General features: G+C 47.0%; 13 protein-coding genes and 1 pseudogene. 9 read left to right on the top strand and 5 right to left on the bottom strand.

Annotated features, from left to right (window positions below):
• Nucleotides 1-158 precede the first annotated feature (158 nt).
• Both N7E60_RS17045 and N7E60_RS17040 read left to right on the top strand, forming a co-directional pair.
• Nucleotides 159-1,757, top strand: coding sequence for a dsDNA nuclease domain-containing protein (locus N7E60_RS17045; RefSeq protein ID WP_269598766.1), 1,599 nt, complete (start codon nucleotides 159-161; stop codon nucleotides 1,755-1,757).
• Nucleotides 1,754-2,974: pseudogene (locus N7E60_RS17040) on the top strand (DEAD/DEAH box helicase); the annotation flags it as partial. The gene N7E60_RS17045 and the pseudogene N7E60_RS17040, both read left to right, overlap by 4 nt.
• A gap of 736 nt (nucleotides 2,975-3,710) precedes the next feature.
• Here the strand turns inward: N7E60_RS17040 and N7E60_RS17035 are convergent.
• Nucleotides 3,711-4,919 (bottom strand): IS256 family transposase, encoded by a 1,209-nt coding sequence (locus tag N7E60_RS17035; protein ID WP_077605338.1) that lies wholly within the window; start codon nucleotides 4,917-4,919, stop codon nucleotides 3,711-3,713.
• A 49-nt stretch (nucleotides 4,920-4,968) separates the two neighbouring features.
• Here N7E60_RS17035 and N7E60_RS17030 point away from each other — a divergent pair, with 49 nt between their 5' ends.
• The gene (locus N7E60_RS17030) at nucleotides 4,969-5,268 is read left to right on the top strand and encodes a hypothetical protein (protein WP_269598765.1); all 300 of its coding nucleotides are present in this window, start codon (nucleotides 4,969-4,971) and stop codon (nucleotides 5,266-5,268) included.
• A 140-nt stretch (nucleotides 5,269-5,408) separates the two neighbouring features.
• Here N7E60_RS17030 and gcvP read toward each other — a convergent pair whose 3' ends face one another.
• The 4 genes from gcvP to N7E60_RS17010 all read right to left on the bottom strand — a co-directional run bounded on the left by gcvP (nucleotide 5,409) and on the right by N7E60_RS17010 (nucleotide 11,491).
• A complete protein-coding gene (gene gcvP, locus N7E60_RS17025) occupies nucleotides 5,409-8,273 on the bottom strand; it encodes an aminomethyl-transferring glycine dehydrogenase (protein WP_269598764.1) in 2,865 nt (954 codons plus the stop codon).
• Nucleotides 8,274-8,288: 15 nt separating this feature from the next.
• Complete coding sequence (gene gcvH, locus N7E60_RS17020; RefSeq protein ID WP_077454958.1) at nucleotides 8,289-8,666, bottom strand: glycine cleavage system protein GcvH; 378 nt, start codon at nucleotides 8,664-8,666, stop codon at nucleotides 8,289-8,291.
• A gap of 97 nt (nucleotides 8,667-8,763) precedes the next feature.
• On the bottom strand, nucleotides 8,764-10,062 hold the full coding sequence (locus N7E60_RS17015; protein ID WP_269598763.1) for a serine hydroxymethyltransferase: 1,299 nt from the start codon (nucleotides 10,060-10,062) through the stop codon (nucleotides 8,764-8,766).
• 28 nt (nucleotides 10,063-10,090) lie between these two features.
• Entirely contained in the window at nucleotides 10,091-11,491 is a 1,401-nt protein-coding gene (locus N7E60_RS17010) for an L-serine ammonia-lyase (protein ID WP_269598762.1), read from the bottom strand.
• A gap of 653 nt (nucleotides 11,492-12,144) precedes the next feature.
• Between N7E60_RS17010 and N7E60_RS17005 the strand changes: the two genes are divergently transcribed.
• The 6 genes from N7E60_RS17005 (at nucleotide 12,145) to cas7e (ending at nucleotide 20,083) form a co-directional block, all read left to right on the top strand.
• A complete protein-coding gene (locus N7E60_RS17005; protein ID WP_077454961.1) occupies nucleotides 12,145-12,747 on the top strand; it encodes a helix-turn-helix domain-containing protein in 603 nt (200 codons plus the stop codon).
• Between the two features lie 82 nt (nucleotides 12,748-12,829).
• Nucleotides 12,830-13,945, top strand: coding sequence for a glycine cleavage system aminomethyltransferase GcvT (gene gcvT / locus N7E60_RS17000; RefSeq protein ID WP_269598761.1), 1,116 nt, complete (start codon nucleotides 12,830-12,832; stop codon nucleotides 13,943-13,945).
• Nucleotides 13,946-14,144: 199 nt separating this feature from the next.
• A complete protein-coding gene (gene cas3, locus N7E60_RS16995) occupies nucleotides 14,145-16,874 on the top strand; it encodes a CRISPR-associated helicase Cas3' (protein WP_269598760.1) in 2,730 nt (909 codons plus the stop codon).
• A complete protein-coding gene (gene casA, locus N7E60_RS16990) occupies nucleotides 16,871-18,475 on the top strand; it encodes a type I-E CRISPR-associated protein Cse1/CasA (RefSeq protein ID WP_269598759.1) in 1,605 nt (534 codons plus the stop codon). The genes cas3 and casA overlap by 4 nt, the downstream gene beginning before the upstream one ends.
• The gene (gene casB / locus N7E60_RS16985; protein WP_069361014.1) at nucleotides 18,475-19,032 is read left to right on the top strand and encodes a type I-E CRISPR-associated protein Cse2/CasB; all 558 of its coding nucleotides are present in this window, start codon (nucleotides 18,475-18,477) and stop codon (nucleotides 19,030-19,032) included. Before casA ends, casB begins: the two co-directional genes overlap by 1 nt.
• Before the next feature lie 16 nt (nucleotides 19,033-19,048).
• Nucleotides 19,049-20,083, top strand: a complete 1,035-nt coding sequence (gene cas7e / locus N7E60_RS16980; RefSeq protein WP_269598758.1) for a type I-E CRISPR-associated protein Cas7/Cse4/CasC — start codon at nucleotides 19,049-19,051, stop codon at nucleotides 20,081-20,083.

The raw sequence follows: 20,083 nt of genomic DNA, 5'->3' as shown, positions 1-20,083 counted from the left end.
CTCAAGTGCAGAGTGTTTCCTCATTGTCCAATTAATCGGAAAACTTGAAAAGAAACACTTTCCACCACATCCGGTGAAGAGCCATGCATTTACAAATAGACTTGTCAAATATAATGGATAGACTGAGTTAAACGGGTAAATTACAGAAGAATGCCTCTATGTATCAGATGGATGAGAATAATGGTGGTGGAGTCGGGGCTAAGAAAGGTTTTTTCTTTCAAGACTACGTAGCAACTTTGTTTGCTTCGGAGATGCTCCTTGATAATCGAATCAGTGGAGTTGGGTGTGAAATTGGAGATGACATAGATCTTTTTCACCCAAAGAACATCGTGACGCACGTACAGGTAAAAACAGGTACTGTAGATAACGGCTGGAATTTGACAGAGTTAAAAGCGTGTCGCAACTTCACTCAAGACAACAAGCCAAAACGTTACTCATCTGTATTACACAAGAGCTTGGAGCTAGACAAAGATACTAACTTAGTAAGCAAGTTTATGATGGTCACTGATCGTGTAGTAAAAGGGCCTTTAAGCTTTTTAGAGATACCTTTAGAGAACAGAGCTGCTAAAACTGGTCGGGATCAACTAGTTAAGTCTATCAACTCAGCATTAGGGAAAAACTTTATCTCTAAGAATGGTAATAGAGCTGACTATTGGGTAGATAACACGCTATGGCGAGTTTTCTGTTCTACAGAGCTAGTTGTCCTCCAAGTTGAGCACAATTTACGAGCTGCAAGTGAAGAGTTATTAAACTGCGTACTTACAAATGAATCAGTTAGACAACTCGGTGAAATCTTATGCAATAGAATTTATGGAAAGAGTCAATTGTGTAAGAAAACGTATTCAGTCCAAGATAAGACTCTATCTCGAAACGAGGCTATAGACTTGTTACGCGACTTTGCTTTGAAGAATGCTTTATTACCCAAAGCTTATCCTGACGTCGACTTGCCAGATATAGTTACTCCGTTGTTTGATGAGCGTGTAGAGAATCGAAGAAAGCGAGGATTCGTACAAGGATTCAATTTTAATGCATATAGGTATGACCATGTGGTAGACATGCTAGTCTATTGGGTTGACGAAGTATTTCTTAGACCGTCGGAACTTACGGCTAATTCTCAAGCAATAAGCCAGTCGGAGGATCTTCGCTCTAGGATTGCGCAGTTCGATTTAAAAATAGTTACGTCTAGAACAATCTTGAATAGCATTATAAGAAAGCAGCATGCCGCACAGCCAATACCCATGGTTATGTTTGCTGCAAATAGTGCTAAATGCCTGAAGTTCGACTCTGTACACATAGTGCGTGGAAATGATAACAACCATGAACTCTGGATAGGCGTAACTGAATTTATAGAGAATAGCGATGACATTTTTGAGGTCATCGAACGATTGTGTGAGAAGATGAATGAACTAGTATTTATCGATATGGACAAAGACCGACAAATAATTTTGGAAGGTAAAGATGATAAATATCTTTTTAAGCATAATATTGATACGATCCTAGATGTTTCAAATAGTTTTTCTTCTCATCTTGAACGATTCAAGTTTGTTGTTTTTATTTCTTACAGGTTACCCTCGTATGACTATAAAACTGGTAAGGATGTTTTAACCCAAGAAATAAAAGACAAAATAAAATATATGTATGACTCAATGATTTCTAAGAATCCTTTTTTCAATCAAATTCGTCTAGGGTTCTATGTTTTCCCGACCCCATGTAACGATACGATATTAAGTAAATTGAAAGGCAAGATATTTTCATGAGTATTGACGTTAAAGATAGTATCAACCCAATTGTTTACCTAAAAAATGCTTCAGAGCTTCTATCTAATCCAATAAGTGCTGCAAGTGGCCGTGATATGGTTATAAGAGCATTAGATGAGAGGGAAAAATATCACCGCTACGACTCAATCCTTAAGCATCTAGTTAAGAAAGCAGGATTGTTTCCTTACCTTCAGAGTGAATTTGATGAGCATGATCTTGAAGACATTGTAACGATCGAGGCAAACAAACCTGTAGCAGGGAATGATATTGTTTTTCATGCTACTCAGACACGGGTTTTCAATCAGTTGTGTGATGGTAAAAACGTTGTGCTGAGTGCTCCTACTAGTATGGGTAAAAGTGAAATATTAGCAAATATGCTCAGTAAAGATAGATATCATACGGTTGTTCTAATAGTCCCTACTATTGCGCTCATTGATGAGACAAGAAAAAAGTTAGCAACCTCATTGGATGGCCTATATCGGATAATTCACCATAACAGTCAACACTATGATGATACCGTACCCACAATTTTCGTTCTGACTCAGGAGAGAGCCAACCAAAGAGGTGATATCGAGAACGTGGACCTTTTCATTATTGACGAATTCTATAAGTTGGGTTTTAAGTACAATAGTGAAGGCTTTTTGAAGTATGACGAACGAGCCATATCTCTAAATATTTCTTTGTCTCAGCTACTTAAGAAGTCTAAGCAGTGGTTCTTTATTGGTCCTAATATAACGAACGTTAAAGGTTTATCACGTTTAGTAGGAGACTTTACTTTTATTTGTAGCGACTTTCGGACTGTATCAGTTGATGTTAAGGATTATGATATTTCTGCAAGCGATGCTGAAATGAAGAAAAAAGTACTGCTACAGATTTTAAAAGAGTGCGAGGAAGAAAAGACGATAGTCTACTGCCGTTCTCCAAAATCCGCCAATAAACTAGCTCAGTTATTGATGGCTGACGGAGAATTTGAAGAGCAGTTCGAGGGTGAGTTTATCGATTGGTTGTCGAAAACTTATGACTCTAGATGGAACTATTGTAAAGCCCTGAAGCATGGAGTTGTATTACATCATGGTGTATTGCCACGAGCGTTGCAGCATTTCTCTGTTGATATCTTTAATCGGTCAAGAAGGCACAATGTCTTAATCTGTACTTCAACAATTATAGAAGGGGTAAACACTCGAGCTAAGAATGTTGTTATATACGAAAACTATAACGGACTTGAGAGCATAGATAAATTTACGCATAACAACATCAAAGGCAGAGCTGGGAGGATGTATAAGCACTTCGTAGGTAGAGTTTATTGCTTGCAATCTCAACCAGACGATGACGCCTCTGACGAGTTGGTTATTCCGATAGGAGACGAGGACAGTGCATGTCCGTTGAACTTATTGGGTTCAATAGATCGTGATCACTTATCTTCTGGAGGTTTAGAAGCATGGGAACGTTTCAGTCAAGAAACCGATATTCCTACAGAGATAATCCGCAACAATCCTTCATTTGAGGTAGAGAAGATAGAGTGCTTGTTAAGGGCTTTAGAGAATGTTCAGCTCTATGATTTTGAACTGTATAAGCAATTGAATTTTTTTAAGCTACCAACCACAGATGCTTTGTACTTTATTATGGAACAGTTTATTGCAGCTAGGAAAAAAGTACTGACAAGGAACGGCTTTTACGTAACGCCAAAAGACGGAAAAGATCCTGTAACAAGCATTTGTGGGAAGTTTCGTGCATTTTTAGCGGCTGACTCCGTTGAGAATTACCTCAAGCAACAGATGGAATGGAAACACAAACAACTCCTAGAAGATGATTGCCCTCAAAATGAATTTGATGAGCAAATGTCAGATGTGATTGATGATGAGCTAAAAATAATCTCAAATGTCTATGGATTTAGCTTTCCGAACTTTTTGTCATTATTTTCGAGGGTGTTCATAGTTCTGTGTCACCCAACGTTTAAAGATCTACGTAGTCGTCGAGCCGCCCTTCGAAGTGGATGCTCAGTTGGGACAATGTCAGGTTCCAATTCTGCACCGGATGCGTCCACTTCTCTGACGCCTTCAACATACCTGCATACAGTAACTTGAGCAATGCGTTCTCGTTGGCAAAGCCACCCTTGGTCTTCGTCAGTTTGCGGAATTGGCGATGAACAGCCTCAACGGCATTGGTCGTGTAAATCGCTTTGCGGACCTGTTCTGGGTACTTGAAGTACACCGATAGATTTTCCCATTTGCTGCGCCACGACTTTATGACCAGTGGATATTGAGCACCCCATTTACTTTCCAGTTCATCTAACGCTTGCTCTGCGGCGTTTTGGGTCGTCGCGCGGTAAACACACTTCAGATCGGACATAAAGGCTTTCTGATTTTTGCTGGCCACGTACTTCACGCTGTTGCGGATCTGATGGATGATGCAAAGTTGAACCTCCGTCTTGGGATAGACGGTTTCGATGGCTTCAGGGAAGCCCTTTAATCCATCGACCGAGGCAATAAGGATGTCTTTGACGCCACGGTTTTGTAGGTCTGTCAGTACATTTAACCAGTAACGGGCACCTTCACTTTCTGAGAGATAAAGGCCAAGTAATTCCTTTTTACCCTCGATATTCAGCCCTAAGATTGTGTACAGGGCTTTAGAGACAAAGCGGCCATTTTCTTTGATTTTGTAATGGATAGCATCTAACCAGACGAAGGGGTAAACCGCCTCTAATTCGCGTTCTTGCCAGGCGCGTAGCTCAGGCACCAAACGGTCTGTAATGGCGTTTATCGTGCCATTGGACACTTCAGTCCCATACATCTCAAGAAGGTACTCACGAATGCTTTTGTAGCTATTCCCAAGTGCAAATAATGAGATGATATTACGCTCCATCTCATCGGTTAACCGAGTCTGATACTTCTTAACGGTCTGCGGCTCGAAAGAGCCGTTGCGATCACGGGGCGTGTCTAGTTCGAACGAGCCAGAAGCGGTTTTGATGGTTTTCTGAGAGACACCGTTTTTGCGGTTAGGCTGACCCTCTTTGGTCAGGTGCTCATCCATCTCAGCAGCCAAAGCAGCTTCGGTGATCTGTTTAATCAACGGCGTTAGCAGTCCATCTTTCCCGTTGAGGCCCTGTCCAGATTGCAGTGCCTTAGCAAAAGCTTGAATATCAATTTCGTATTTGTCGGACATTGATGTATCACTCCCTGTTGAGGGTTAACTATAGGAGTGACACAGACTTTTGAACACTACCTTATTTTCGGATATTTTGTATTTCTTGAATGAGAAAGAAAATACAAACTTAACCTTTGATTATAGTTACATAATCAGTGACATGGAAAATCAGAAGCTTACGGCGGGCTATGCAGCTATTCATGAAATGGGTGTTCCCCATCAAACACTCAAACTTCTTCGGGAAAAGTTGATAGATGTAGATGAGACATCTGTGGATGATATTAGTCTTGCAATTAAAAAAGCTCAGCCTTTAATCGAGTCTTTCAGCCGAGTAGATAGATACTTCATCAAAGCAGCTAAGCTATAAAAACCAAATATTACTAATGTATCTTGTAAGTGAATGAAACATTTTTTCATATGCACATGACATACATAAGTTAGGCGAACCGAGCGGCTCGCCTTTCGTTTATCAAGTTAGTTTCTAACTTGGTTATCTGTGACTAGTGATTACTCATCCATATAGCTTTCAATACTAGGGCAAGAGCAAATCAGGTTGCGGTCACCGTAGACGTTATCGACACGGTTGACCGATGGCCAGTATTTGCTTGCCTTGTTATGGGCAGATGGGAAGCAAGCCAACTCACGTGAATAAGCGTGGGACCACTCGTCAGCCATCAGATCCGCTTGGGTGTGAGGCGCATTGACCAATGGGTTGTCTTCCAGCGTCCATTCACCATCTTGTACCTTGGCAATTTCCTCGCGGATGGCAATCATGGCATCACAGAAGCGATCCAATTCCTCTTGGCTTTCACTTTCGGTCGGCTCAACCATCAGCGTACCCGCGACAGGGAACGACATGGTCGGTGCATGGAAGCCATAATCCATCAAGCGTTTGGCGATGTCTTCTTCGCTGATCCCGGATGCCTCTTTGAGCGGACGAATGTCGATAATACATTCGTGCGCAATACGTCCGTTTTTGCCGCGATAAAGTACGGGGTAGTAGGGACGCAAACGTTCCATCACATAGTTGGCACTGAGAATCGCCAACTCGGTCGCGCGCGTCAGGCCTTGTTCACCCATCATGGCGATGTACGCCCATGAAATAGGAAGAATCGAGGCGCTACCCATAGGTGCAGCCGAGACGGCAAATTCGTCGCCTTGCTCCACATGACCGGGAAGGAAAGGCGCAAGGTGCGATTTCACGCCAATCGGTCCCATACCTGGGCCGCCGCCACCGTGGGGAATACAGAAGGTTTTGTGCAGGTTGAGGTGCGAGACGTCTGAGCCAATGTAGCCCGGCGTTGTCAGCCCCACTTGCGCATTCATGTTGGCGCCATCCAAGTAAACTTGGCCGCCTGCCTCGTGCACCAGCTCGCACACTTGCTGCACGGTTTCTTCGTATACACCATGTGTCGATGGGTAGGTGATCATAATGCACGAGAGCGCATCTCGGTGTTTATCGATCTTGGCTTTCAGATCATCAATGTCGATGTTGCCATCGTCATCACAGCCAACGACAACCACTTTCATTGAGACCATGGCTGCGGAGGCAGGGTTGGTACCGTGGGCGGAGCTTGGGATCAAGCACACGTTGCGGTGACTGTCACCACGGCTTTCATGGTAGCGCTGAATCGCGATTAATCCCGCATACTCCCCTTGCGCGCCTGAGTTCGGCTGCATGGAGATCTCGTCGTACCCGGTGATTTCACACAGCATGTCACGCAGTGATTTACCCAGAGTTTGATAGCCTTTGGCTTGCTCCAATGGCACAAACGGGTGCAGGGCGCCAAACTCTGGCCAGGTGACGGGGATCATTTCGGCCGCGGCGTTCAGCTTCATGGTACAGCTGCCCAGCGGGATCATGCCGTGGGTGAGAGAGAAGTCTTTGTTTTCCAACGCCTTCATATACCGCATCAGCTTGGTTTCACTGTGATAGCGGTTAAAGACGGGATGTGTCAGGTACGCACTGCTGCGGCGGCATACGGTAGGGATCGCGGCCAATTCATCAGCTTCAATGTCGCTCGCCACGGCTTCTGCATTGCCTTGACCAGTGAGTGCGGTAAGCAATTGATTGACTTCTGCTAGTGTGCTCGCTTCATCAAAACTCACGCCGAGCTGGCCACCCAGTTTACGCAAGTTAAAACCAGCATCTTGCGCTTGTTGGTACAAGGCATCGGTTTGCTCGCCCGTGTTAAACGTCACGGTATCAAAGAAGCTATCGTGCGCGAGGCTCAACCCGGCTGCTTGTACCGATTTGGCGAACAGCGCGGCGAGGTGATGCACGCGGCGAGCAATTTTCTTTAAGCCTTCTGGACCGTGATACACCGCGTAAAAAGCAGCCATGTTAGCCAGCAAGGCTTGAGCGGTACAAATATTGGAGGTCGCTTTTTCACGGCGAATATGTTGCTCGCGCGTTTGCATCGCCATGCGCAGGGCTTGGTTGCCTTTGCTATCGACCGATACGCCAATCACACGGCCTGGCATGGTGCGCTTGAGCTTGTCACGCGTGGCCATAAAGGCGGCGTGTGGGCCACCGTAACCCATAGGTACACCAAAGCGTTGTGCTGAGCCAATCACCACATCCGCGCCCATTTCACCCGGTGCTTTGAGCAAGGTGAGTGAAAGTAGATCGGTAGCGACCGCAACCAGTGTCTTCTTACTTTGTGCGTCTGCAATCAGCGTGCTGAGATCGCGTACTTCACCGGTGGTGCCAGGATACTGGAGCAGGGCGCCAAATACGTCGTGCTGATTCAGCTGGTCCGCGTGATCAACAATGATGTCATAGCCGAGGAAGTTGGCGCGCGTCTTAATCACATCCAAGGTTTGTGGATGCACATCGCTGGCAACAAAAAAAGCGTTGCCTTTGTGCTTGCCGCCACGCTTACACAGGGTCATGGCTTCGGCGGCTGCGGTGGCTTCGTCGAGCAGCGATGCGTTGGCCAAATCCATCCCCGTTAAGTCCATCACCATTTGCTGGAAGTTCAGCAATGATTCTAATCGGCCTTGCGAGATCTCGGGCTGATAGGGGGTATAAGCCGTGTACCAGCCCGGGTTTTCCAACACATTGCGTAAAATAGGCGGTGGAGTATGCGTGTGGTAGTAGCCTTGGCCGATCAGGCTGCGCTTAATGGTGTTTTGCGCGGCAATGTTGCTAAGTTCGGCCAGCATCTGGGTTTCGCTTTTGGGCGCACTCAGGTTTAGCGGTTTTGGCAAGCGAATGTCAGCAGGGACAGTTTCTTCAATTAAGTGCTCAAGGCTGGTGGCATTAATCGCCGCCAGCATCGCATTTTGCTGATTGGTATCGGGACCATTGTGGCGCGCGATAAAATCATTATCGGCCACTAGGCTATCGAGTAAACGAGTTTGCGTCATGGTATTCGTCCTGAATTAGTCTTCAATCGTTGCCGCGTACGCGTCTGCATCCATCAAGTGATCCAAATTGGTATCGTCAGCCAGCTTAATTTTGGCAATCCAGCCACCTTCAAAGGGTGCTTCGTTGACCAGCTCTGGACTATCTTCCAAATCTTCATTGATAGCGACGACTTCACCATCCACGGGGGCATAGATGTCAGACGCGGCTTTCACTGATTCCACCAAAGAGAAGCTCTCACCTTGTTCAGTACTGTCGCCAACCTCGGGTAGATCGACAAACACGACATCACCAAGCAGTTCTTGGGCATGATCAGTGATCCCCATAGTGACAGTGCCATCGCCATTGTCTTTAACCCACTCATGGCTTTTCGAAAACTTCAGTGTCGCGTCCATTTGTTACTCTCCTGCTTTAAATACGAGCTGCTCAAACAATGAGCGATTTACAATGTAAAATGAGGTGGCGTTGGTGACGCCAGCTCTTAAATTCAATTTATTGGCGATATACGGGGAAACGTGCGCAAAGTTGTTGCACGTCTTTACGCACGCGTGCCTCGATGTCGGCGTTGCCTTCTGGCGCCTCGACGAGGGCATCCAACACATCGCCTATCCACTCGCCGATTTGACGAAATTCATCGGTACCGAAACCGCGGCTAGTGCCGGCTGGTGTGCCGAGGCGAATGCCGGAGGTGATCATGGGCTTTTCGGTGTCAAAGGGGATGCCGTTTTTATTACAGGTGATCCCAGCACGTTCAAGTGCTTCCTCAGTTTGATTGCCCTTTAAGCCTTTCGGGCGCAAATCAACCAGCATCAAGTGGGTATCGGTGCCGCCGGTAACAATGTCGCAGCCACGGGCTTGGAGCACTTCCGCGAGCGCTTTGGCGTTAGCAACCACTTGATCAATATACAGTTTAAACTCAGGCTCTAATGCCTCACCCAATGCAACGGCTTTGGCCGCAATCACGTGCATCAGCGGACCGCCTTGTAGGCCGGGGAACACCGCTGAGTTGATCTTTTTGTTGATATCTTCGTGATTGGTGAGGATCATGCCACCACGTGGGCCACGCAGGGTTTTATGGGTAGTGGTAGTGACCATATGCGCATGCGGCAATGGCGAGGGATGGGCGCCAGTGGCAACCAAGCCGGCGATATGCGCCATATCAACCATCAGGTAGGCGCCCACTTCATCGGCAATCGCGCGGAAACGGGCAAAATCAATCTGACGTGGGATCGCACTACCGCCGGCGATAATCATTTTGGGTTGATGCTCTCGAGCCAGCACCGCGACTTCATCGTAATCAATTTCTAAGTTGTTTTGACTCACGCCATACTGCACGGCGTTAAACCATTTACCCGATAGTGCAGGGCGCGCGCCATGAGTGAGGTGGCCGCCAGCATCGAGCGACATACCTAAAATGGTGTCACCGGGTTGCAGTAGCGCCAGCATTACCGCGCCGTTGGCTTGTGCGCCCGAATGCGGCTGCACATTGACATACTCGCAGTTAAACAGTTGTTTGGCACGGGCTTGAGCGATGGCTTCGACTTCGTCAACGTGCTCGCAGCCGCCATAGTAGCGGCGGCCCGGATAACCTTCGGCGTATTTATTGGTTAAGCAGGTGCCTTGCGCTTGCATCACGGCTTGCGAAACGATGTTTTCTGACGCAATCAATTCGATTTGTTGCTGCTGGCGTTTATGTTCCGCGTTAATCGCGGCCATCACGGCACCGTCTGATTCAGACAAGTTGGTGGAGAAAAACTGCTCCAATTCTACATTTGGGTAGCTGGGTTTCATTGCTTCATCCTTGTTGACTGGCCGTGGCTTAGCAGGCCACCACATTAATTGGGATCACATTGGTAGCAAGGCCGCCTTGCGAGGTTTCCTTGTACTTGCTCATCATGTCGAGCCCTGTTTCGTGCATGGTTTTTATCACGCTATCGAGTGACACATGGTGTTCACCATCACCGCCCAATGCGAGGCGGGTTGCGTTAATCGCCTTCACTGCGCCCATAGTGTTGCGTTCGATGCAGGGCACCTGCACCAAGCCATTAATGGGATCGCAAGTGAGCCCTAGGTTGTGCTCCATGCCGATCTCTGCAGCGTTTTCAATCTGCGCATTGGTGCCTCCCATCGCTGCAGCGAGCCCCGCTGCTGCCATGGAACAGGCGACTCCGATTTCCCCTTGGCAACCCACCTCGGCCGCCGAGATCGACGCATTGGTTTTATACAAGGAACCAATCGCGGCAGAAGTCGCTAAAAAGGTACGAATACCTTCTGGATTGTTGGGCGAGACAAACTTGTCGTAATATGCCAACACCGCTGGGATCACACCTGCTGCGCCATTGGTCGGCGCGGTAACCACTCGGCCACCGGCGGCATTTTCTTCGTTGACTGCCATGGCAAACAGATTGACCCAATCATTGCTGTCTGTCGGTAATCCATGCGCTTGTTTGTCATGAATGGCGTCGTACATCCCTTTAGCGCGTCGCTTAATGTTTAAACCGCCGGGTAAGACGCCGCCTTGTTGAATACCGCGGTCGATGCACTCGCGCATCACTTGCCAAATATGATCGAGCCCTTGATTGACGGTATCCCGCGTCGCACTGGGGTCGGTATACTGGGCTTGGGCAATTTCATTGGTAAACATCAGCTCACTGATTGTCATGCCCGTTTTGTCGCATTGCTCAAGTAACTCTGCCGCACTTTTGAACGGATAGGGGGGCGCAAAGTCGGAGGCCAGCGCATCCGTTTCACCTTCTTCCACCACAAATCCACCGCCGACCGAAAAATAGGTTTTTCGTGCCAAGCATTTGTCTTTTTTGTCATAAACACTGACGGTCATGCCATTGGGATGGGCGGGTAACACCTGATCGTAGTGAAACACCAAATCCGCATCCCAACTAAACGGGACATAATGACTACCAGCAAAGGGCAGTTCGCCGCCGTTTTTAACCATTTTGGTCATGGTTTCTATGTCGTCTGATTCGATGGTGGCGGGCATTTCGCCCATTAGCCCCATCACACACGCGACGTCCGTGGCGTGGCCCTTTCCGGTTAACGCCAAGGAGCCGTATAAATCGACGCTCACGCGATGAATCGCATCGAGCGAGAGTGCTTGGATCGCGAATTGTGAAAAGCGTGCGCAGGCCAACATTGGCCCAACGGTGTGCGAGCTGGAGGGACCGACACCGACTTTAAACAGGTCAAACATGCTGTGACTCATGGCATGTCTCCTACACAGGTAAGGTACGTATTGTTGTTGGTAGATGTCTTTGTAGACACCTTGCATTGCTCACTCATCAGCAGTGCTACCTACAGTTTATATCCTTGCCACAGAACGCTACCTGAAACAGCTCGCTGCAAGCGGCGAGAGTGATAACAACCGGCACGCGCTGGTGATGATTTAAACATTTTGTTAACGTACCTAAGCCGTAACTTTTCCGCAAAATAAATTTCCAATAGGAAACCTATGTTGTGATCGCGATGACATAACGACCTCTGGCTATACGATCAACTTTGCGACGCAAACGTTTGCCTTTTTATCCTATGCTGAGGTAAATTGCAAACAGCGTCGGGTTTCTCATCATCGTTTTTTGCATCGCAACGCCATGACTGCTTGTCATTTATGGACTTTTCCTTTTAAGCGTATTGGCGGCGATCCATTGATTCACGAATTTGAGGGGAACGAGGCGGTTGCACCTTGTCCAACAGGACGATATTTCCAATAGGAAACTTTTTTGTTAAAAGTGTTAACTATGCCGATGCCGCTCGACGGTGGGATATGTCAGAATGCCAAATTAGTAGAGTTAACCATGTTAGCGCGGAGGCCGATCAACGGTGTCAACAGACCACTTAACACAGGATGTGTATCCCTCAATGCAGGTAGAAAAAGCACAAAGGGAGGATGAACCGCACGCCCCCATTGCGCCGTTGCGGTTGGGCCCACGATTAAAAGCGATTCGAGTGGGGTTAGGGCTGACGCTCGAAGAAGCAAGTCAACGCACGGGATTAGCGCGCTCGACCTTATCAAAGATAGAGAATGAGCAAATCTCCCCGACTTTCCAAGCGATGCAAAAACTCGCTCACGGCCTAGACATTGACGTGCCTCAGTTGTTTGCGCCACCCAAAAAACGGCAAGCAACAGGGCGCCGTGATATCACACGAGCCGGTCAGGGTAAGGCGCATCCAACCGGTACCTATGAACACGAACTACTGGCAACGCAACTGAGCAACAAGAAAATGATGCCATTTAAGTCGCGTGTCCGTGCCCGCGCTTTTGAAGATTACAGTGACTGGATCCGTCACGATGGTGAAGAGTTTTTGCTGGTGTTGGAAGGCAGCATTCGCTTTTACTCTGAGTTTTATGAAGCGATCACCCTCAATGAGGGAGACAGTGTTTATTACGATGCCACGATGGGACATATGTTGGCATCGGTCAGCGAGGATGACGCACTCATCTTGTGGGTGACTGCATCCTAACGCAATGTCACGAAAACTGGCGACGCGCACCGTCGACTAGCATTACTTTTTATCGCCATTTAGGCAGAACATGGAGTGAACAATGGCAGAGTTACTAACGACCCCACTACACGCATTGCACATTGAGATGGGCGCAAAGATGGTCCCTTTTGCTGGCTATGATATGCCCGTCCAATATGCGCTCGGTGTTCGCAAAGAACATCTCCATTGCCGCGAACACGCAGGTCTGTTTGATGTATCGCATATGGGGCAGGTTCGTCTCGAAGGAAAGGATGCAGCCAACGCGCTAGAAGCCTTAGTGCCTGTTGATGTCATTGATTTACCGGCAGGCAAACAACGTTATGGCGTGTTTACCAATGCACAAGGCGGTATTTTGGATGACCTCATGATTGCCAACCTAGGTGATCATCTCTTTCTGGTCGTTAACGCCGCCTGCAAAGCACAGGACATTCAGCACCTGCGCGATAACTTGAAAGGGGATGTGACCGTCGAGGTGCTTGACGATCGCGCCTTACTGGCACTTCAAGGCCCGAAAGCGGCGCAAGTGCTGGCGACATTCAACCCGAAGGTTAATGACATGGTGTTCATGGACATTCAACCTGTTGAGATTAATGGCATTTACTGCGTGGTGAGTCGTTCCGGTTACACCGGTGAAGATGGGTTTGAAATTTCGGTGCCGGCGGAGCATGCAGAATCGCTCGCCAAAGCGCTGCTTGCCAATGACGACGTGGAATGGATTGGTCTAGGTGCACGTGATTCACTGCGTTTGGAATGTGGTTTGTGCCTGTATGGTCATGATTTGGATACCACCACCACGCCAATCGAGGCGAGCCTTATTTGGGCGATCAGTAAGGTGCGTCGTGCGGAGGGTGAGCGCGCCGGTGGCTTCCCCGGTGAGGCGAAAATTCTCGAGCAGATTGCCAGTAAAGCGGTCAGCCGTAAGCGAATTGGTCTCTTGGGCCAAAGCAAAGCGCCTGTGCGTGAAGGCAGCAAGTTGTTCGATGCCAACGATAACGAAATTGGTATCGTGACCAGTGGTACCTTTGGTCCCACTAAAGGCATGCCGGTTGCGATGGCGTATGTGTCACCGGAATTTACCGCGGTGGGCACGGAGGTGTTTGCCGAAGTACGTGGTAAAAAGCTGCCCATGACCGTCGAGAAAATGCCCTTTGTACCGCAGCGTTATTATCGCGGCTAAATGATTGTTACTCATATAGATGGCACAGATTACCTATTGAGAATGATGAATAAGTATTCGATGTGTCATCTTCATTTTTCATTAGCCGTTACTGCGGTAGCTTCGATTCGTTCCTAACTCACATAACTCATATGGCTAAATTGCTGGCTGGGCATGCCTATGTTAGCGTGCCAGAAAGCATAGGATTTGGGTATGGGTTGTGGATAACGAAAAGCCTTATTTTTCCTATTGGGGAAAGGCTAGTGCTGACATAGGCAGCGGGGATTCATATCACCAGCTAGCCTATCATTGTTTGGACGTAGCGGCCGTTAGCTATCACCTCCTTCATAAAGAGCGGCCGCTCACGAAAGCCATCGCAGAATTTCTCGAACTATCTCCAGAACAGCTACGAACCCTATGGTGTTTCATTATATCACTTCATGACCTGGGTAAGTATGCGTCTGCATTTCAGGAGTTGAACCTCAGTGTTTCCGCTGACTTACTCAAACCTCGAAGTAAAAAAGAATATGACGGGCGAGAATACCGACATGACAGGCTAGGGTATTATTTCTGGCAGCAGAATAAGACTGAGATAGCTCAAGCGATTTGTGGTCAGTCGGTCACTTCAATGGATGGTGAAATAGCCATCTATGAAACAGTTGACGTACTGGCGCAATGTGTTTTGGGACATCACGGTCAGCCAGTCAATCGGCAAATGCCGAGGCGGATGAGATCATTCACGGAAGCGCGCAATCATGATGCGGTAACAGCATTTATTGCTGATATCAGTGAGTTGTTTCAGCCGCAAATCAACATGGAGATACTGTCTTCTTCTGATTGGCAAGCGAGACTTGAACAAGTGAGCTGGCAACTAGCAGGACTGGCTGTGCTAGCGGATTGGATTGGCTCAGATACTCACTTTTTTCCTTACGTATCTCAGCCTCAGCCGCTTGAACAGTATTGGCATTACGCGTTGGCATGTGCCGAGCAAGCACTGGACTATACCGACTTATCTCGCACACCGACAGTTATACCTTTTAGTGCCTTTTCCGATATCTTTCCCTTTTCCCCAACACCTTTGCAGGTTTGGGCGGCGTCGGTAGAAATTAACGACCAACCTCAGCTTTTTATTTTGGAGGATATGACAGGGGCAGGGAAGACTGAAGCCGCGCTCACACTCACACATCGATTAATGGCTGCTGGTGCCGCCGACGGGTTTTATTTTGGCTTGCCGACCATGGCGACATCTAATGCCATGTTTGATCGAGTCGCCGATCACTATACGCAAATGGTGAAACTTGGTGAGGGAGAACAAGTCAGTATTACGCTGGCACACGGTGCCCGAGATATGAATGACCGATTTCGAGAAATGGTGCATACCACAGGCACGGTAGATAGCAACTATCACCAGCGTGATGCAACCGTGACGGCACAATGTAATGCTTGGCTTGCGGATTCGCGCAAAAAAGCGTTGTTGGCACCTGTCGGTGTGGGCACCATTGATCAAGCGTTGCTCGCTGTATTACCTCGACGACATCAATCTTTGCGCTTGCTGGGATTGAACCGAAAAGTCCTAATTTTTGACGAAATCCACGCAGCGGATGAATATATGCTCGCCTTACTGGAAAGCTTATTATCACTGCATTTGCATCAGGGTGGCTCGGTTATATTGCTAACGGCCACTTTGTCTCAGCAACAACGGCAACGCTTATGCCAAGTGTGGCAGCAAGCCGCTGGTTTAGCCCCTGTGATGCCGAGTCAGGATCACTTCCCTTTAGCTACCCAAGTAGCGATTGATAAAGCCCCAGCGCTGAAAGAAACCGCTATTGCTCGGCAAGCTAAACAAAAACGTGCGGTTGCAGTAGATATGCTCACTCAGTTTGATGACTGTTTAGCAACTGTGTTGACGGCGGTTGCTAAAGGGCAATGCGTGGTTTGGATAAGAAATACCGTGGATGATGCACGTGAAGCGTATGAAACGTTACTGAGTCGGCTTGATCATCCGGAAAGGTGCCATTTATTTCATAGCCGATTTATCTTAGCCGATCGAAAAAATATTGAGAAAACCGTTCTCGACAATTTTGGTAAAAGCAGTTCGCAATCAGAGCGTCAAGGTCGTGTATTAGTTGCGACTCAAGTTTTTCAAGAGAGCTTAGATGCTGACGCTGATGTAATGATATCCGATATTTGTCCGATTGATGACTTGATCCAACGCGCGGGACGTTTGCACCGTCATAAAAGAAACAAACAAGGTGCCTATATTGCGCAAGGTGACGACGAACGCGACCCTCCCGTTCTCTATATTCATGCCCCCTCTTGGGAAGACAAGCCGAAAGCCGACTGGCTAAGTCGTCACTTTCAACCCACGCAATTTGTTTATCGCTCACCTGGGCGACTTTGGTTGGGGCTTAGAAAACTACGCCAATTAGGCGAAATCTGCATGCCAACGCATGCACGTGAATTGGTTGAAGCCGTTTACAGTGATGAAGCACTAGCACAAATTCCAACCGCGCTTCAACCTATGGAAGAAGAGTATTTGGGGAAAACATACAGTATTGGCGCGAAAGCACAGTCGCAATGTATTGATTGGAAATATGGTTATTGTGATCGCAGTGCAGACTATTGGTTTGATGATGAAACAGATATTAGTACCCGCTATAACGACATAGAAACCGTGGACGTGTTGCTGGTTAACGAACAAGAAGGTGAGCTAGTGCCAATAGCAAAAGACAATCGATTTTCAGTGGCGCTTAGCACGGTCAAGCTGTCAAAAGGAAAGTACGCCGAACAACTTGCGCCTTTGCCCGAGCGGCTTGAGCCTGCATTGACAAAGCTGATCGAGCAACACCCTCATGTGAAATATATGAAAATCTGGTTGCCCGAAAACGATTCTCGTTTTGCTTATAGCGAGGAAAAAGGATTTTACGAGCGGCCACAGGAGGCGACATGAATTTAATTCAAGACCCATGGTTGGAGTATATCCATCGTAATGGCGACATTAAGAAACGGCCGATCACTGCGATATGTGATCCCGACGTCGTAGATTTTTCACTACCAAGAGCAGATTTTTATGGCGCAGCGTATCAGTTTGCTATTGGCTTATTACAAACCGCGTTTGCGCCAAAAGATTTGTCACAATGGCACCATTACTTTAAAACGCCACCGGCCGATGCTGTTTTGGAAGAGGCGTTTAATCAGGTCAGTCACGCCTTTAATGTGGTTGGAGAAGGTCCCTTATTTATGCAGGATTTTGACTCCCTCGAGGATGCGCCATCGACCACGGTCTCAGGGCTATTGATAGAAGCGCCTGGCGCAAACGGCATAAAGAACAATACCGATCATTTTATCAAGCGGGGTATTGGCCAAGTGTTGTCTCTCGAAATGGCAGCGTTGGCTTTGTTTACTTTTCAAATTAATACCGTTCCAAATCGTGGGTGTAAAAATGGGCGTGCCGGATTAAGGGGAGTTGGTCCTCTAACAACCTTGATTATGCCTACTAATACCAAGTCTACTCTTTGGCATAAGCTCTGGCTTAATATTATTAATCGGAAAGACTTTAAATATAATGAACCATGTTTTAGCGATGCTTCTGTTTTTCCTTGGTTAGGAAAAACGAAAGTAAGTGATAAGCCAGGTTCTGAAATATACCCATCCAACCTTCACCCCTTACACATGTATTGGGCAATGCCATATCGAATAAGACTATCTTGTGAAAATAGAGTTGCATGCTGTGATATCTCGGGAGAAAAATCATACTCAGTATCATCGTGTAAATTTAAAGGGTATGGGAATAGTTATAAGGGAAATTGGATTCATCCTCTAACGCCTTATCGAGTTAAGAAGGAAAGTGGTGAGAATAAATATTTACCATTTGGCGGGCATTGCAACGAATTTTACCATAAAAACTGGACGTCATTATTTCTTAATCACGATTCTTATGGTCTGAAGTGCGCACAAGTAGTTGATAGGTTCTACTCATTACGTTTAAATAGTCAAGATGGTGTTGATCCACATATCCCAAGATTATGGATGTTTGGCTATGATATAAATAATAGTGCTCGTGTCGATGGCTGGTACTCTTCCACTTTTCCCATTTTTTATTTGGATTTAAATAAGAAAAATGAAATAGTACTAGAAGTTAACACACTGCAAGATTTATCGGTAAAAAGTCTTAAGCAGCTACGCGACCAAATTAAACATGCGTGGTTTGATCGTCCAAAGGATGCGAAAGGCGATACATCTTTTATCGCTCTCGCGTTCTGGCAGAAGACGGAGTCTGGTTTTTTTACTGCCGTGTCGCAGTTGATTGAAAATATAGAGCAAGAAGACGAGAGCTTAACCCCGGAACAAGCAAAAAAATGGCTCAACACATTACGCGCTGTATGTTTCGACTTATTTGATGGTTATGCCATGACTGAGCTGGGTAATGTGAGGAATATGGCGAGACGGATTAAAGCGAGACAGACTCTAAGCTGGTGGCTATTTAACAGTAAAGATATAAAAGCATTTATTCGTGAACACGATATTGCGATTGATAAGGAGATCGCCTAATGGATAGTACACTACAACATAGTGTTTTACGCTGGTGGCAAAGTATGTACTTATCACCGAATGAATTATACAAAAAAGGTATCACGCCAGCCCCAAACGCACAAAAAGCACAGCTAAAACGTTGTCGAGATCTTGACGCCGTTATGCTGACCCCGGGGTTTCGTGCCTTATGGCAAAGCTTGCCTGCTCCTATAACGGAGCATGCCACATCAAGTGACATGGAATGCTGGGCAGCTATTGCTGGTGCGCTAGTACATGTGAAGCATGATAGCGCACACAATCTGGCAACGGCGGCGGGGAGTAAAGCACAAAGTGATAAATCGAGAGTGAGTGAGCTGCGCTTTGCACAACTGCAAGATACCAAGACACCGGATGAATTTCTGCGCCGTTTAAGAAGGATCCTGCATCAGCTTGATCACAGTGTTTTGGTTTCATCTTTGGCGAAAGATATCTATCAATGGTTTGAGGAACACAGCCAATTTTATCCTCGTCAAGCAGATAAACGCATCACTGTTCAATGGGCAATGGACTATTACCGCGCAGCGGGAACTAAATAGAAAAAAGGAAAAGAGAATGAGCCAATTTATTCAACTACACCTACTGACTTCTTATGCGCCTTCTAACCTGAACCGTGACGATTTAGGTCGGCCCAAAACCGCAAAAATGGGCGGATTTGAGCGCTTGCGTGTGAGCTCGCAAAGTTTAAAACGCCATTGGCGGACATCGGAAGTCTTTGAAACGGCCTTGGCAGGTAAAATTGGGATTCGGACCAAACGTTTCGGCCGACAGTTATACAGTGAGCTTATCGAACAAGGTGTGACCGAAAAATCCGCCAAAGCATGGGCGGCAGAGATAGCAGGGGTTTTTGGTCAAATCAAGAAAGATCAACTAGATATCGAGCAACTTGTTCATATTAGCCCAGAAGAGCAAGATGCAGCACGCTCTTTGATCGCGATATTGGCAGAAGAAAATCGTGCGCCAAAAAAAGAAGAACTGGACTTATTAAAGGCAGATCATGCAGCAGCCGACATCGCCTTATTTGGCCGTATGCTAGCCTCTTCGCCATCGTTTAATGTGGAGGCCGCCTGCCAAGTTGCGCATGCATTGAGTGTTCATAGCGTGGTTGTGGAAGATGATTATTTTACTGCTGTGGATGATTTGAACAACAAAAAGGAAGATGCGGGCTCTGCTCACCTTGGCGAAGCGGGTTTCGCGGCCGCTTTATTCTATTCCTATATCTGCATCAACAAAACGCAGTTGATTGACAACTTGCAGGGCGATGAGGCACTTGCCGATAGTGCGATCAAAGCCCTGACGGAAGCGGCGGTTAAAGTAGCACCTTCAGGAAAACAAAATAGCTTTGCTTCACGTGCTTACGCGAGTTTTGTTTTAGCCGAGAAAGGCGAACACCAGCCAAGACAATTATCGGTAGCGTTTCTTAAACCCATTAACGATCCCGATCAAGGTCAAGCGGCCGTAGCGGCGCTCAACGATCAAGTGCAAAAATTCGATCAAGTGTATGGTGCGTGTGCAGATAGCCGCTATACATTAAATGTGTTTGAGGGTAGCGGCTCGTTTGATGAACTACTCAACTTCGTTACAGAATAA

Origin of the sequence: Salinivibrio proteolyticus (assembly GCF_027286365.1) — a bacterium.
In the GTDB taxonomy this organism is placed as follows: domain Bacteria; phylum Pseudomonadota; class Gammaproteobacteria; order Enterobacterales; family Vibrionaceae; genus Salinivibrio; species Salinivibrio proteolyticus.
The sequence above is the reverse complement of the archived record's forward strand: the minus strand, read 5'-3'. Positions and strand labels throughout refer to the sequence as shown.

Bases quoted from the DNA above. Each gene is read 5' to 3' on its own strand.
- casA (WP_269598759.1), top strand. From the start codon at position 16,871: ATGAATTTAATTCAAGACCCATGGTTGGAGTATATCCATCGTAATGGC.
- cas7e (WP_269598758.1), top strand. From the start codon at position 19,049: ATGAGCCAATTTATTCAACTACACCTACTGACTTCTTATGCGCCTTCT.
- N7E60_RS17005 (WP_077454961.1), top strand. From the start codon at position 12,145: ATGCAGGTAGAAAAAGCACAAAGGGAGGATGAACCGCACGCCCCCATT.
- gcvH (WP_077454958.1), bottom strand. From the start codon at position 8,666: ATGGACGCGACACTGAAGTTTTCGAAAAGCCATGAGTGGGTTAAAGAC.
- N7E60_RS17035 (WP_077605338.1), bottom strand. From the start codon at position 4,919: ATGTCCGACAAATACGAAATTGATATTCAAGCTTTTGCTAAGGCACTG.
- N7E60_RS17015 (WP_269598763.1), bottom strand. From the start codon at position 10,062: ATGAAACCCAGCTACCCAAATGTAGAATTGGAGCAGTTTTTCTCCACC.
- gcvT (WP_269598761.1), top strand. From the start codon at position 12,830: ATGGCAGAGTTACTAACGACCCCACTACACGCATTGCACATTGAGATG.
- casB (WP_069361014.1), top strand. From the start codon at position 18,475: ATGGATAGTACACTACAACATAGTGTTTTACGCTGGTGGCAAAGTATG.
- N7E60_RS17010 (WP_269598762.1), bottom strand. From the start codon at position 11,491: ATGAGTCACAGCATGTTTGACCTGTTTAAAGTCGGTGTCGGTCCCTCC.
- N7E60_RS17045 (WP_269598766.1), top strand. From the start codon at position 159: ATGTATCAGATGGATGAGAATAATGGTGGTGGAGTCGGGGCTAAGAAA.
- gcvP (WP_269598764.1), bottom strand. From the start codon at position 8,273: ATGACGCAAACTCGTTTACTCGATAGCCTAGTGGCCGATAATGATTTT.